Source organism: Sphingobacterium sp. GVS05A (assembly GCF_019969845.1).
In the GTDB taxonomy this organism is placed as follows: Bacteria; Bacteroidota; Bacteroidia; order Sphingobacteriales; family Sphingobacteriaceae; genus Sphingobacterium.
The window spans coordinates 76803-93290 of the sequence record NZ_JAHXYR010000008.1 but is presented as its reverse complement, the minus strand read 5'-3'; the positions used below and the strand labels follow the sequence as shown (position 1 = coordinate 93290).

The 16488-nt window shown below is 35.3% G+C and carries 9 protein-coding genes; 3 read left to right on the top strand and 6 right to left on the bottom strand.

Going from position 1 to position 16488, the window contains the following annotated elements:
- Positions 1-57 precede the first annotated feature (57 nt).
- Both dnaA and dxs read right to left on the bottom strand, forming a co-directional pair.
- The gene (dnaA, locus tag LC454_RS19285) at positions 58-1482 is read right to left on the bottom strand and encodes a chromosomal replication initiator protein DnaA (RefSeq protein ID WP_077436883.1); all 1425 of its coding nucleotides are present in this window, start codon (positions 1480-1482) and stop codon (positions 58-60) included.
- 549 nt (positions 1483-2031) lie between these two features.
- The gene (gene dxs / locus LC454_RS19280; protein WP_223584049.1) at positions 2032-3960 is read right to left on the bottom strand and encodes a 1-deoxy-D-xylulose-5-phosphate synthase; all 1929 of its coding nucleotides are present in this window, start codon (positions 3958-3960) and stop codon (positions 2032-2034) included.
- 161 nt (positions 3961-4121) lie between these two features.
- Here dxs and LC454_RS19275 point away from each other — a divergent pair, with 161 nt between their 5' ends.
- Positions 4122-4910 carry a segregation and condensation protein A gene (locus LC454_RS19275; RefSeq protein WP_223584048.1) on the top strand — a complete coding sequence of 263 codons (789 nt, stop codon included), beginning with the start codon at positions 4122-4124 and terminating at the stop codon, positions 4908-4910.
- A 121-nt stretch (positions 4911-5031) separates the two neighbouring features.
- Here the strand turns inward: LC454_RS19275 and thiL are convergent, their stop codons facing one another.
- Both thiL and nadA read right to left on the bottom strand, forming a co-directional pair.
- Positions 5032-6084 carry a thiamine-phosphate kinase gene (gene thiL / locus LC454_RS19270; RefSeq protein ID WP_223584047.1) on the bottom strand — a complete coding sequence of 351 codons (1053 nt, stop codon included), beginning with the start codon at positions 6082-6084 and terminating at the stop codon, positions 5032-5034.
- Positions 6085-6242: 158 nt separating this feature from the next.
- Positions 6243-7238, bottom strand: coding sequence for a quinolinate synthase NadA (gene nadA, locus LC454_RS19265; protein ID WP_223584046.1), 996 nt, complete (start codon positions 7236-7238; stop codon positions 6243-6245).
- Between the two features lie 3436 nt (positions 7239-10674).
- Here nadA and nadB point away from each other — a divergent pair.
- A complete protein-coding gene (gene nadB, locus LC454_RS19260) occupies positions 10675-12267 on the top strand; it encodes an L-aspartate oxidase (RefSeq protein ID WP_223584045.1) in 1593 nt (530 codons plus the stop codon).
- A gap of 5 nt (positions 12268-12272) precedes the next feature.
- A complete protein-coding gene (locus LC454_RS19255) occupies positions 12273-12779 on the top strand; it encodes a gamma carbonic anhydrase family protein (RefSeq protein ID WP_223584044.1) in 507 nt (168 codons plus the stop codon).
- Positions 12780-12833: 54 nt separating this feature from the next.
- Here the strand turns inward: LC454_RS19255 and LC454_RS19250 are convergent, their stop codons facing one another.
- Positions 12834-14432, bottom strand: a complete 1599-nt coding sequence (locus LC454_RS19250; RefSeq protein ID WP_223584043.1) for an Ig-like domain-containing protein — start codon at positions 14430-14432, stop codon at positions 12834-12836.
- A gap of 158 nt (positions 14433-14590) precedes the next feature.
- Positions 14591-16450, bottom strand: a complete 1860-nt coding sequence (gene mnmG, locus LC454_RS19245; protein ID WP_223584042.1) for a tRNA uridine-5-carboxymethylaminomethyl(34) synthesis enzyme MnmG — start codon at positions 16448-16450, stop codon at positions 14591-14593.
- Positions 16451-16488: the final 38 nt, after the last annotated feature.

The window sequence follows — 16488 nt, the reverse complement described above, 5'->3', positions numbered from 1 at the left end:
AAAAAAAGGCTGTCTAGATAGACAGCCTTTTTTACTTTAATTCGATATCAAGCTACATTAAGATTTCAATTTCTTCATAATGTCGCTGACATAAGTTTTAAATTTCTTGTCAGTTTCAATTAAATCCTCAACGGTTTGACATGCATAGATGACAGTTGAATGATCTCTTCCTCCGAAGAATGCGCCAATCGATTTGAGCGAAGATTTTGTGTGGCTTTTTGCTAAATACATCGAAATTTGCCTGGCCTGCACGATTTCACGTTTTCTGACCTTTGACTTTACCATATCCACAGGAACCTCAAAGTATTCGCAAACTAATTTTTGAATAAAATCCATTGAAATTTCCTTATGTGTATTCTTCACAAAATTCTTCAACATCGATTTCGCCAACCCCAAATCAATTTCCTTTTTGTTCAATGTAGATTGAGCCAATAGAGAAACCATTGCTCCCTCTAATTCACGAACACTGTTATCGATTTGTGTTGCTACATATTCCACGACATTTTCAGGTAATTCAATGCCGTCAGAATACATCTTCTTCTTCAAAATCGCCATTCTTGTTTCAAGATCCGGAATTTGAATATCTGCAGATAATCCCCACTTGAAACGACTAAGCAAACGTTCTTCTAAACCAGCTAGATCTTTAGGTGCTTTGTCAGAAGTCAGAATGATTTGTTTTCCAGATTGATGCAAATGATTGAATATATGGAAGAAAATATCCTGTGTTTTCTCTTTACCAGCAAAATTGTGTACATCATCCATGATGATTACGTCCATTGCCTGATAGAAATTAACGAAGTCATTGATTGTGTTATTTTTCAATGAATCCACAAACTGCTGACAGAATTTTTCACAGGACACATAAATGACCAACTTATCGGGAAGATTTCTTTTGATTTCATTACCGATAGCTTGGGCAAGGTGTGTCTTTCCCAAACCTACATCACCATAGATCATTAAAGGGTTGAATGAAGTACCTCCCGGTTTGTTTGCTACAGCGTAGCCTGCAGAACGAGCAAGACGGTTACATTCACCTTCAATAAAATTCTCAAATGTGTAGTTTTGATTCAATTGCGGGTCAACCTGCAATTTCTTTAATCCAGGAATAACAAATGGATTTTTGATATCTCTATTCAAAGATACCGGCACAGGAATAGATTGTCTCTTACCCTCTGCCCCATTGCCATTCGATGGAAGATTAGTCGTATAGGGATGAGAAGCCGATGACTTCTCAACTACAATATTGTATTCCAATCTACCTTGTTCTCCTAGAAACTTCTTTACGGTCTTGCGAAGAATACCCACATAGTGTTCTTCCAACCACTCGTAAAAAAATAAGCTAGGTACTTGAATAGTCAAAACGTCACCCTCCAAACGGACTGCTTTCACAGGTTCAAACCAGGTCTTGAAACTTTGTGCTGGGATATTATCTTTGATAATCGAAAGACAATTATTCCAGACACTTGAATACGTTTTTTCCATTCTAAAATTGTTAATAAGTTGATTTACAATACGCGACAAAAAATATGTTGATAACTTTCTCTGAGAACGAAGATGACAAAAAAAAATCAGCTAAAAAACTAAAATATAAAATAATTAATAAAACTCTATATATCAGTAAATTACCTTGTAAAATTGTGGAAAACTCGCGCTAAAATTGATCTCTAAAAATAATTATTAACATTCCAAATTTATTTCAAAAAAAAGAACAAAAAAAGTAGTAAACATACTACAGCTCAGTCTTAAAGGTATAGAACTAAATTAACCAAAATAAAAGCGAAATACAACCTTTAGTTCATATATTTTTAATATTAAATTTATAAGAATTTAAACTCTACTTAACAACATTACTCAACATCTTTCTACTCTATTCTGAAGCTCTTGTAAAATAAAAAAGTATAATGATTACAGGTCATTGAACAATCGTTTTTGTAACATGACAGAAAGGAAAACTCCAAAAAAAACTTTCTCAAAAAAAAGGAAATCCCCTTAGAGGATTTCCTTTTTATGGTAAATTATAAGTGGCTGGATCTATCCAACCATTGTATGGGTAAATTTTCCATCACACATTTTTTTTCCCTCTTCCACAATTGCAGCAGCATCGTAATGAGAATTTCGCCATTGGGCATTCTGTTCAGCATGTTCTACAATTCGGTCAGGAATACCTAATCGTACAATCTGACTATTGTAACCATGGTCGGCCATAAATTCTAATACAGCGGAACCTATGCCCCCCTGCAGACATCCATCTTCAACGGTGATTATCTTCCTGAATTTTTTAAATACTTGATGCAATAAAGCTTCATCCAAAGGCTTCGCAAATCGCAGATCATAATGCGCAGGATGTATTCCCAATTCATTCAATTGCTGTACGGCTTTGACGGCTTCATTTCCAATAGCACCGAAACTTAAGATAGCGAGTTCCTCCCCTTCGGTAATCACCCGTCCTTTCCCTATTTCTATTTCCGTAAATGGACGACGCCAATCTGGCATCACCCCATTTCCTCTCGGATAGCGAATGACGAAAGGTCCTTTATTAGGTAACTGTGCTGTATACATCAAGTTTCTAAGCTCCTCTTCATTCATTGGAGCGGAAACGGTCATATTCGGAACACAACGCATAAATGCAATATCATAAGCTCCATGATGTGTTGCACCATCTGCTCCCACTACGCCAGCACGATCTAAGCAAAACACAACATTCAAATTTTGTAGGGCGACGTCATGAACAACCTGATCATAGGCACGTTGCATAAACGATGAATAAATATTGCAAAAGGGTAATAAGCCCTGAGTCGCTAAGCCAGCACTAAAGGTAACAGCATGTTGTTCGGCAATACCAACATCAAATGCTCTTTCAGGCATTGCTTTCATCATGATATTCATCGAGGAGCCAGAAGGCATTGCTGGCGTGATACCAACAATTTTTTCATTTGCTTCAGCAAGTTCCACCATAGTATGTCCAAAAACATCCTGGTATTTTGGTGCAACAGGTTTTTCACTTGAAGATTTCTTTATCTCCCCAGTAATTTTATCAAATAAGCCTGGCGCATGCCACTTCGTCTGATCCTTTTCAGCAAGCGCAAATCCCTTTCCTTTCATTGTTACAACATGTAGCAATTTAGGACCGGGTATATGTTTAAGATCTTCAAGCGTCTTGGCTAACTTCTTTACATCATGTCCATCAACTGGACCAAAATATCTAAAGTTCAATGACTCAAAAAGATTCGCATTCTTCAATAGGGTACCTTTGATGCTTTTCTCTAGTTTTTTAACAATACCAAGAGCATTTGGACCCACTTCAGAAATTTTAGTCAACACAGCAGCTATATCATCCCGAAATCTATTATATCGTTTTGATGTAGTAATACTTGTTAAATATTCTTTCAGCGCGCCAACATTGGGATCTATGGACATACAATTGTCATTCAAAATCACCAATAGGTTAGATTTAGAAATACCTGCATGGTTCAATGCTTCAAATGACATACCCCCAGTCAAAGCTCCATCCCCAATAACAGCAATATGCTGCCTATCTTTTTCTCCTTTTATTTGGGAAGCTACAGCCATACCTAAAGCCGCTGAAATTGACGTAGAAGAATGCCCTACCCCAAAAGCGTCGTATTCGGACTCAAAACGGTTGGGAAAACCCGAAATTCCGTTTTCTATGCGATTCGTATGAAATATCTCACGACGTCCAGTCAAAATTTTATGACCATAAGCCTGATGACCTACATCCCAGATCAATTGATCATAAGGTGTATTCATTACATAGTGTAACGCCACGGTTAATTCAACGACTCCCAAACTTGCTGCAAAGTGACCACCATTCACCGAAACTTGATCAATAATAAATTGACGTAATTCCTGGCTTAGTTGTTCTAATTGGTCTTCCTTTAGCTTTTTAAGATCAGAGGGATCGTTTATTTTACTTAATAGTTCTCCAGCCTCAAATTGCATAGTACTGCTATTTTACATTAAATGTTTACACAAAGTAACGACAATTTTATTTAATCTTTAAAATAAATCGCATTTCCATATTGAACTACAACAAATAAAAGCACCAATAGTTTCTATATGAACAATTCCAAAAGATTTTATTATGTAAATTTGTATTAGATATGCAAGTAGAAGAAGGTTACGAAATCAAGCTTCCCCAATTTGAGGGACCTTTTGATTTATTACTATTTTTTATCGAGCGGGATGAATTGAACATTCATGATATCCCTATTTCGAAAATTACCGATGATTTTTTGTCTTACGTGAGTCAAATGCAGGCACTCAATATGGAGATGGCCAGTGAATTTATTTTTGTAGCCTCTACATTGATGCGTATTAAGGCGAAGATGTTACTACCTAGACCAGATCTGGATGAAAACGAAAACGAAATAGATCTGAGAGAAGACCTCGTTCAGAAACTTATCCTCTATAAGCAATTTAAAGAGGTATGCGAAGGCTTAAAGGTAATGGAAGAAAATCGTCTCCAGTTATTTAGTAGAGGCAACATCCAATATGATATACGACAACGACTACAATTAGATGCAACAGGTGAAAACCTAGACAGCTTTGATCTCTATGGACTAATGATGATCTATGAACAAATGATGTATCAATTTCGCAATAGACCAGTAGAAGTAACACATACTGTTGTAAAGTATCCCTATACTATCGAACAACAGAAAAAGGCGATAGCTGAGCTTATTGAAATCAATAAGAAATTGGATTTTCAGGAGATATTGAAAAACTCAGAAAACAAGATTCAGTTTGTATATAATTTCTTGGCCATTCTAGAGATGCTCCAACAGCGTTTACTGCAGATAGAAGTAGGTCTTGGATACAATAATTTCAATGTTGGTGAGCGAGATCCACAACAAGAAGATTTAGTGCTTGAAGAAGAATTAGAGCAATAAAAAAAGGCTGCCAAATTAGTTTGGCAGCCTTTTTTTATCTTGCTTTAACGAAACATTCCACATCAACTTTTTCAATATTTATTCGTGGAAAATTCGTTTCTTTTTTTTAGATATCTTCTTTTTAATCCTTTTTCTTGAAAGCATTCCAGCCTTGCGCTGTAATCGGATACAGATTTCCAGATTTCGAAATCATTTCACAACCTTCTGAAGCCGCTGTCATATAGCCTATGATACTGATATCAGGCAAATTCTTAATCTTATCGTGATCTGACTGTGCTATTGTAAACAGCAGTTCATAGTCCTCTCCACCATTAAGAGCAGCAACGGTTGGGTCAATACCAAATTCACGTCCAGTATCATAAGTCATCTGATCCAATGGAATTTTTTCCTCATACAGTCTACAACCTTTATCAGATTGGCGACAAATATGAAGTACTTCGGAAGCCAAACCATCTGAAATATCCATCATTGACGTAGGTATAATATCCAATTTTGCAAATAATTCAACAATATCTTTTCGTGCCTCTGGTTTTAACTGACGTTCCACGATATAGTCTTTACCTTCTAAATCAGGCTGCACATTAGGATTTTCTAAATAAATATCCTTTTCTCTCTCCAATAGCTGTAATCCCATGTATGCTGCTCCTAAATCCCCCGATACACACAATAGGTCACCTTCTTTTGCTCCGTTACGATAAACGATCTTTTCAGCATCGGCATAGCCTATACTTGTTACTGATATAACGAGACCTTGCGCTGAAGCCGAGGTGTCTCCGCCCACCAGATCAACATTATACTTTTTACAGGCAATCAAAGCTCCCTGATAGATCTCTTCCACCGCCTCCAATGGAAATTTGGAAGATAGGCCAATAGAAAATGTAATTTGAGAAGCAATTCCATTCATGGCATAGATATCACTCAAATTTACCTGTACAGCTTTATAGCCCAAATGTTTTAATGGAACATATCGCAGATCAAAATGAATTCCCTCGAGGAGCAAATCAGTAGAAATTAAAGTCTTCTTTCCTCCAAAATCCAATACAGCTGCATCATCACCAATTCCTTTAATGGTAGATTTCTCGGTCAGCTCTACTGCTTTACTTATATAGTCAATTAAACCAAACTCCCCCATTTCTTCCAAATTGGTACGTTCAGTATTATCAAAATCAAACATGTTAAAAAATTTAAAATTTCAAAATATCATGTAATGCTTCATCAGGATATTCCCTCGATCCTCATCAAGATAACTTGATGAATAGCATTACAAAATAATAATCGATATGAAAACCAATTTGTTATCATATCGATTATTATCAAAAATTATGCAAATTACTACAGTCCCAAACTTGCCGATATCTCTAACATCCGTTCAATAGGCCGTTGTGCGCGAAGTATGACATCTTCAGGAAGTAAAATTTCAGGTGATTCATATTTCAAACAATTATAAAGCTTCTCAAGCGTATTAAGCTTCATGTGAGGGCAATCATTACATGCACAGGCATTGTTTGGTGGAGCAGGAATAAAAGTCTTCTCAGGGCTTGCTTTCTGCATCTGATAAAGAATTCCAGATTCCGTGGCAACAATATAAGACTGGGCACTATCTGTCTGTGTAAACTTAAGCATTCCGGCCGTGGAACCAACATAATCTGCTTTAGCTAAAATATGGTCTTCACATTCCGGATGCGCAATAAATTTAGCCTCAGGGTATTCGCTTTTCAAACGATCTATTTTATCCTGAGAAAAAATTTCATGTACCATACACGCTCCATTCCACAACACCAGATCACGTCCAGTTTTTTTCTTTACATACGCCCCAAGGTTACGATCTGGTCCAAATATGATTTTTTGGTCTATCGGAAGACTCTCGACGATTTGTACAGCATTGCTTGAGGTACATACGATATCTGAAAGCGCTTTTAATTCAGCTGTACAATTTACGTAAGTAATCACCAAATGATCTGGGTATTGCTCTTTAAACTTAGCAAACAAATGTGGTGGACATGAATCCGATAATGAACAACCAGCTTTAGCGTCTGGCAAAATAACTTTTTTTGTTGGTGAAAGTATCTTGGCTGTCTCGGCCATAAAATGTACTCCAGCAAACACTATCAAGTCTGCATCCGTTTTCGCCGCTTCTTGCGACAAGCCCAAACTATCCCCAATATAATCTGCTATATCTTGAATTTCAGACTCTTGATAATAGTGTGCCAAAATTACAGCATTCTTTTCTTTCTTTAATCGTTGGATTTCGGCTAATAAATCCAATGAGGGGTCAATCGGAGCATCATTATATCCTTTTGCCTGAAGCTCATAATTTACAATTTCCATGCGGGTACCTTCAACAGTTTATGAACAACAAAAATAAGCATTGTTACATATATAAAAGTCAGCAAAAAGCAAATTAATCAAATATGTTGATAGAGTAATTTAAAAATAACACAAAAACTAAAGTTAAATTATTATCGCAAAACAAAATAACTCCAGAAATATTCAATTTTTAACCCTCTTAGAGTCGTATATCCAATAAATAACCAAGCTATATATCCTATATCAAAATCTCAGCGGGTTTGTTTCAGAATCTTTCTAACACAGAAAACGAATTTCTATAAATTTCTAGCCTTATGAACGTTCTTAGGCATGATACAAAACAAGGAAAAATATAGCATAAACGGAAGCTTTATTTATTAACATTTTCTATCCGATGGAAATTTGTAGCCGTTAGAATCCGCTATTCAAAAATGAATTTATGAAGGAAAAAAATATTGATGTCTAGGGAAATTTAGGAAGAAACTTCAATAACCATCCACCCTTCTAATAACTACCATATCGAGCCGCTATAGAGGATAAAAATATGTCGACTTCAAAGAGAATACGCAAATATAAAGTCATTTAGAATCGATTATTCCCGTGCAGGAAGTCAGCCGCGATTTTTAATAAAATCTAAAAGACTCTATTTTTAAATCGACCAGTTTTTGAAAAAATAAAAATCTAAAAAAATTGATAAAGGATTGTCCATACAGAATCCACCCTCAAATAAGGCCCCTGAGATTTGAATATTCACATATTGGTGGCTAGCGATGAATTTTTAATAAAACCTGAAAGACTTTATTTTTAAATCAACCAGTTTTTGAAAAAATAAAAATCTAAAAAAATAGGGAAAGGATTGTTTATAAACAATCAATGGTCAAATAAGACCGCTGAGAATTGATTATTCATATACTGGCAGCTAACGGTGAAGTTTTAAGAAAACCTGAAAGACTTTATTTTTAAATAGAGCTATTTTTTAGATGTGCGAATCGAAAGGAGTAAAACAAGCGTAGACCAAGCGCTATCCATTTTCAAATAAAGTCGCTGAGAATTGAATATCTGTCTCTATTATCAACATAATGTACTGTAGCAAAATCTCAAAGACTTTAAATTCTCGGATAAAGTGTTTTATGCAGCATAATTTCGAAAATAAAAATTTGTATTATGAATAGGTTTAGACAGTCAGAAGTAGTTGATTAAATAATCCAGATCGATTTTGAAAATAAATCGATTCCGAAAAGACAAATATTGGCTATTCGGAATAAAAAGTCTTTCAGAATCCAATTTTCTAATAAAATAAAAAAATAAAAAGTTATATAGAAAGCTAGGAGGGTTTGGTCTTGTTGTAAGGTCGAAATTCAACTAAATAAAGGCTGTAGGAATAGAATATCCTTCCGAAAAATCTGTAAATCGGAATTTATTCAAGTTTAGCAGGCTTTACTATTATACAAGACCCTTATGGATAAACTATTCAATATAATAAATAGAAGATAGGCTTATATCGGAATCTAGAACGCCCAATAAAAACTATTAGTCGAATAGAATTGAATTAAGTGTTTATAAATAATGTATTCCTACCAAAGCGCCCACTAATACGTTCAAAATAACTCAGAAATATATAGAGAAAATAGCCATTTCTATGCTTTCTACCGGTGTAAAGGAATATTATTTAAAAAATTTCTATATAATTAAATATAAACCATATATAAAATTATATTACAATAACAATATTAATATAATTTAAAAAAGTATAAAATTTTATTATAATTAACTATTGTAGTTTGTAAAGTCTTTTATAGGCTCTAAGAATTCAATAATCTATAAACATAAATCCTATAGTTCCAATAACCAATCTTAAAGCCTTTAGAATCCGCTATGCCGTACAAATAAACTCCTTGAGAATCTATCAGAATTAAAATTTTACAAACTATATAATTCTATTACATTCATAAAGATCCTATTTTAAAAATAAACTCCTTGAGGTTGTCATAAAAAATATACAATATTCAATAATGGCATTCATTAAAAGCTAAAGCACTTAAATTTAAAATTTCCAAAAATGCCCAATCGATACTGGGTCGCAAATATAGTAAGAATGTTCATTTCTCAATAAACTTTTTTCAAATAACACAATCACATTCGATTTCAGTGTATCTACTGTGAAATTATGCTAAGCTCATCAAATACGCGGTTCATGCGATTCGATTAGTATATTTCAAAATGTCATTTAGAATCTAATAACAATTTCTTAAAAAAATTCAGTGGAAAATATTCAATTCTAATCGCCTCTATTTTACAAAAGTTTATAATAAAGCCGCTGAGAATAGCATAAATACCAATAAATACTACAAAAATTTGAATATCTCAAAGAAATCGGTAATAAATCACCATTAAATAGCGTTTTTCAAAATTTTCACTCATATAAAATAATTTTTTTAAAATAGTCGATCTCAAAATAAACTTTTCTTGTTTTAAACCCAGTAGGAATCCGATAAAACGCCAAAAGTATATTAGCGAATCGTTTATCTGATTCTGAAAGGGTTAAAAATTTAAAATTTCAAAATATAGAAATCTCCCAAAATATGGTTCTAAAATTCAATAAAAAATCCTCGTTTAAACCATTTTAAACTTAGTAAACCAAGAATATTCCAGAAAAAAATAAATATTAAAGCGAAAACGACCTAAATAAACAGATTTTTCCATTTAAAATGATTTTAAATGCATTAAGATTCAGATAAAATCCGAATAAAGTTATCAGAAGTGAAATAAACAAGTCTAATAGCCTCAAAAACGAAATTCCAGAATAAAAAGCATAAAAATACCAATACAAACTCTTTTATAATCTCATAAAATGTTGTTTCTAAATTTTTTAAAAAAATATTCAATTCTAAAGAGTATAAAAATCCCTCAAGAATTTGATTTCCGAAAATAAGCCCGTTTAGATTTCGATATTTCAATAGGGGAGTTAATCACTTCCAAATATCGTAACCTAAAAAGGTTTGATTCGATGCTGACAAAACTAAACAAAGATTTTCGAACGTATTCCACAATCTTTTTTTTCAATAAATACTAATATTTTAAATTAAAGAATCTCTTATTGTTTATTAGGGTGTGGAAAAGTGGTATAAATTGATCTGAATCGATTTTGATTTTAGGTTTTTATAGAGTTTTCAACAATTTTTCAACAGAAATTTGGTATTAAAGAGCTGATTTTTAAAATTCTAATTTTTCCTGTTTTTTATTTTCCATATTTTTTTGTTGAATAGTTAATGTTTGTAAAATGTGGAAATCTGCCAATTTTTGTGCGGAAAAATAATTGGAATTCGTAGTGAAAGTAGGGGATTTGTGGAATGTTAAATACTTTTCATTTTTATTTAACCTTTTATTTACACGTTTTCCACATTTTTCGTTAATTTGAACCATCACTTTTGGGGATAGTTTGTGAATTTTAAAATATATGGCAGATAGAAAAGTAGATTTTTTGGTCATTGGATCAGGTATTGCCGGATTGAGCTTTGCATTGAAAGCTTCTAAATTTGGTAAAGTGTTGATAGTCACTAAGTCCAATGAGGATGAGTCTAACACGAAATACGCACAGGGGGGAGTGGCTGCCGTTGTGGATAAGTCAGATAGCTTCGAAAAGCATATCATTGATACTCAGATAGCTGGAGATGGATTATGCGATGTAGAAATTGTGGAAAACGTGGTTCGGGAGGCTCCGGATCGGATTGCCGAACTTATTTCTTATGGAACTTCATTTGACAAGGAGGAATCTGGAGTTTATGATCTAGCTAAAGAAGGGGGGCACTCGGCTCATCGTATTCTCCATTATAAAGATATAACAGGTTATGAAATAGAAAGAGCGTTGTTGGTGCAAGCACACAACGATCCTAATATTGAAATGGTTACTCATTATTTTGCTATCGATCTGATCACCCAGCATCATATGGGGGAGTATGTTGATAAGAATAGGGAAGATATTACCTGTTACGGTATCTATGCATTTGATACCTCATCGCATCTCGTAGACAAGATTTTGAGCAAGGTGACTGTCATGGCATCCGGTGGTGCGGGACATGTGTACTCGAGTACAACTAATCCGACTATTGCTACTGGTGATGGTATAGCGATGGTTTACCGAGCGAAAGGAAAGGTGCGTAATATGGAATTTATGCAATTTCACCCGACCTCATTATATAATCCGAAGGATTCACCCGCTTTTTTGGTTTCGGAAGCCGTCCGTGGTTTCGGAGGGATTCTTAGAAGGATAAATGGGGAGTCTTTTATGGAGGAATATGACGAAAGAGCATCTTTGGCTCCAAGAGATATTGTTGCGCGCGCTATAGATGCCGAAATGAAGAGGTCTGGTATAGATTATGTGTATTTGGATATTACCCATAGGGATAAGAAGGATATTATTAAACACTTTCCAAATATTTATGAGAAATGTCTTTCTATAGGATTGGACATGGCTACAGACTTTATACCGGTCACTCCGGCTGCCCATTATTTATGCGGTGGAATTTATGTGGATGATTTTGGACGAAGCAGCATACGTAATCTATATGCCTGTGGAGAGTGTTCATCGACTGGATTGCATGGAGCAAATCGATTGGCTTCTAATTCCTTGCTTGAGGCTCTTGTATATGCTCATCGGATCTTTTTGGATGCTACAAAATCCGTTGGAGCTATAAACCATGTTTCCGATGTTCCCGAATGGGATGACTCTAAGACCTCCCTTTCCAATGAGGATATTTTAGTCAGTCATAATCTGCGTGAATGCCAAAAGATCATGAGTGATTATGTTGGTATTGTTCGATCGGATTTTAGACTAGAAAGGGCGCTTAAACGCCTACATTTACTATATGAGGAGACAGAGGATTTCTATCGCAATACCCGGCTTTCTGTGAAGCTTTGTGAACTGCGGAATGTGATCCAGGTTGCTTATATTGTAACCAAGTCGGCTATGCTTAGAAAAGAAAGCAGGGGCTTGCATTATACGACAGATTATCCCCAGCATTCAGATATATTACAGGACACGATATTTTAGTAGATATGGCACTTATTTTACCAGTTTTAGATAAGTCTCCAATGATAGCTGAGGAGTGCTTTTTGGCCCCCAATTCGACTATTGTTGGCGATGTAGAGATTGGGCACCATTGTTCGGTTTGGTTCAATGCGGTAATTCGCGGGGATGTTAATTATATTCGTATAGGTCATTATACCAATATACAAGATGGTGCTGTTATCCATTGTACCTATAAAAAATGCGGAACTACCATTGGTAATTACGTTAATATTGGCCATCAGGCCATGGTACACGGATGTGTCTTGGAAGATCATGTTCTGATAGGGATGGGCGCTATAGTAATGGATAATGCAGTGGTGGAATCCAATGTAATTATTGCTGCTGGTGCTGTTGTTTTAGAAAATACCCGTTGTGAATCAGGATATTTATATGCTGGAGTTCCTGCAAAAAAAATAAAAGCGCTGACTGATGAACAGAAAGCGCTTTTACAGCAGCTACCACATAACTATGTATTATATAGCTCTTGGTTTTAGCTTAAACGTATTAGCAATAGTTTTTTTCTTGTTTTTTTACAATTAGTCTCAATTTTATTCCTTTTTGAGTCCACTTAATGAAAAGCTATCTTTTTGTTCCCAGTTTGCACGTATCGTGAAAACCTTATTTAGGTAGACAACAGGCTCAGGGAAAGTCTTCTTCTCAACATCTCCGGTATCCCATATTCCATTGTTATTGTCATCGCGGATGACACGTATGGTATATTTTCCTCCTGGAAATTGTTTGTAAACTACTGATGAATTAACACTATTGATCTTATCCATTCTATATATCCTATCTTTTTTCTCATTGATCAGTTCGACCAAGTAGGTTGTATTGCTATCCAGATCCGTAAAGTCAAATATTAGATCCCCATAGTTTTCACTATCATCGTAAGTCAGATCGAATTTCTTCTCTTTATTTTGTTCCCCAAAATATCCTGTTATGGCACCTTCTGTAAATTCTATCTGATATTTTTTATCTTTTCTCCAATTATAGCGGATATGGTAAATATTGGAATCATTTGTATCCACTGCCAATTGATAGTTCGTTCTTATAAGAGAATCTTCTTTGAACTTTAACTTCGCTTTATCTATATTTTTTATCGGAGTAAAAGCTGATACCTGAAGGTGATTGATCCTATCTACTTTACCATTATTTGGTGTAAATTGTGGGTCTATAACCTGCTCTATTTTCACATTTCCTCTTCTGACAAGAATAGTATCCAAAGGTTTCTCACCTTCTGTTAGAACGAGCTTGAGTGAGTCTATTTTTAGGTTGGGAAGAAACAACGTCGCAGAATCGGAACTCTTCGAGAATCGTACTATTTTATCCTTATTATTGACTTCATCGTTTAGAATATTAAGCTTTGGTTTATCCACTCTTCTATTGAAAATGAGTAGCACACTTCCATTTTTCTCAAATTTCTTTTCTTGCGTGCGGAATTTTTTTGGAACAGCTTTGAATACTTCTAAATTGATATTGGTAAGATCCCGTTCTAATACGATGGAATCTTTTAGAAAGCCTATTTCTTCATCGGGTGCATTATAGATCCGATCATTGTTCTTTTCCTGGAGAGCATATATACGATACGTTCCCTCACGGAGGTTATTTAGTTTGTAGTTTCCAGCAGTATCAGTTATTGTGAATATATTGGCTTTCTTTTTTCCAAAAATAGAATCCTGGCTTGTGGGTATTAGAAGAACTTTAACTTCTTTTAATAATTCTTTTGTGGTTGCACTTTTTACATTACCCGATATACTGAGCGAGTCAATTTTATCACCTGTTGCAAATACATAAGCGTAATTTACCAATGCATTCCCTGCATTATAATCTACGAGGCCCTTGCCGAAATAGATGCTATAGGTCGTATTTTTTTCCAGTGAATCTGGTAATGTGATTTCCAGATTTTTTTTCTTGATTTTGAATTGGGGATTACTTCCCATATCCGGTGTGATACTAAACTCTTTTTGCTGATTGGCCAGCTTGACATACTCATCAAAAGTTATAACGATTTTTTTTTCGGTAAAATTCTTCGAAAAGTTCGTAGGACTTTCCTGCAGAATTTTTGGAGGAATAGAGTCTTTTGGTCCTCCTGTTGGCTGTTGTATACTCGCACATTGTATTGACAAGCCAATGAGCATTATAAACATGCTTAAAATAAGTAATCTCGTTTTTAAGCTACTTTTTAGCCTTTCTGAACTACTTTTATTACTTTTTAAAGAAGTTGTCATAAAAAATAGAATATTGTCTTAAATCGCTTATTTTAAGCTTGTTTATTTTTATTTATAATCACCTGTAAATCAATTAATTAACTCATGTGTACCATCAAAACACTGATATCTGATGGTGATACACCCGAAATTCGGGAAGCTTGGCCTAATGTTCTGGGTTTTACCTTCGCTAATTTTTGTCTTGCTTCAATTGACAGTGAAGTTAGTAAACTATAATCGAAATCAGGATTAATTTCTCTATCTTCCATCTTCTTCATGCGATTGACTATTTCTATTTCTTTTTCGAAATAGCTCTCGTATTTCATGTTAATTTCTGCCTGCTCTATTGTTTCATTATCAAATTGAGAAACATATTGAGCAAAGGCTTCATCGCCTTTGACGATATCTTGTATGCTGACCTGTGGCCTGGCTAGTACATTACTTAAACGTGTTTTTTGAGCAAGTGCACTGGATCCAACTTCTGCCAATACCGTATTCATCTTTTCAAGATTCGTTGAATTCTGTTTGAGATATTCAATGATGTTATTGGAGTTATCTATTTTATCTTGCACTTTCTTTAGTCTCTCCTCTCCAACTAATCCTAGTTTATAGGCTAGTGGTGTAAGACGGATATCGGCGTTATCCTGACGCAGCAGTAAACGGTGCTCTGCTCTCGAAGTAAACATGCGGTACGGTTCCTCTGTTCCTTTTGTGACAAGGTCATCTACTAATACACCAATATAAGATTCGGATCTTTTTAGAATAAGTTCTTTGTCATCATTGATACGTTGGTGAGCGTTTATACCAGCAAGGAATCCTTGTGCTGCAGCTTCTTCATACCCCGTAGTACCATTGATCTGCCCAGCAAAAAATAGATGTTTTACCAACTGGGTTTCCAATGTTAGATCGAGCTGCATTGGTGGAAAGTAGTCATACTCTATCGCATATCCCGGACGGTACATCTTTGCATTTTCAAATCCGGGTATAAGTTGTAGCGCTTTTAATTGTACATCTTCTGGAAGTGATGTGGAGAATCCGTTTACATAAATTTCCACTGTTTTGAATCCCTCCGGTTCCACAAAAATCTGGTGTCGCTCACGCTCCGCAAAGCGATTGATCTTGTCCTCTATCGAGGGACAATAACGAGGACCTAATCCCTTAATTCGTCCAGTAAACATAGGCGATTTTTCGAACCCTGTACGAAGCATTTCATGTACCTTATCGTTGGTATATGTAATCCAGCAACAGCGTTGTTCTGTCGGCATCTCTACATCTGTATAGGAGAATCGTCCTTTCTTTTCATCACCCCATTGTTCTTCCATGAGACCATAGTTTAGACTGCGGCCATCAATTCTTGGTGGGGTACCGGTTTTCATTCTACCTGATTCGAAGCCCAGTGAAACGAGCTGTTCGGTTAATCCTGTAGCAGCCTTCTCTCCTGTTCTACCGCCTCCAAATTTTTTATCACCGATATGGATTAGGCCATTTAAGAATGTTCCGTTTGTTAGGACAACAGCATCCGATTCAATTTTTATTCCCATAGAAGTGATGACTCCACATGCCTTTCCGTTTTTAACGATTACCTCTTTGACGGTGTCTTGCCACATATCTAGATTCGGCAAAGATTCTAATTGTAATCTCCACTCCTCTGCAAATCGCATCCGATCATTTTGTGTACGTGGACTCCACATCGCTGGGCCTTTTGAAAGATTAAGCATGCGGAATTGAATCGTTGATTTATCTGCAATGATACCTGTGTATCCTCCCATCGCATCTATTTCTCTTACGATTTGTCCTTTGGCTACACCACCTATAGCGGGGTTGCAACTCATTTGAGCTATCACACCCATATTCATTGTAATAAGCAAAGTGGAAGAACCCAGATTGGCTGCTGCTGCTGCTGCTTCACATCCGGCATGTCCTGCACCTACTACAATTACATTGTATTTTTTAAACATCTCTATATCCTTGTTCCACGTGAAACGTGGCTTTTTAT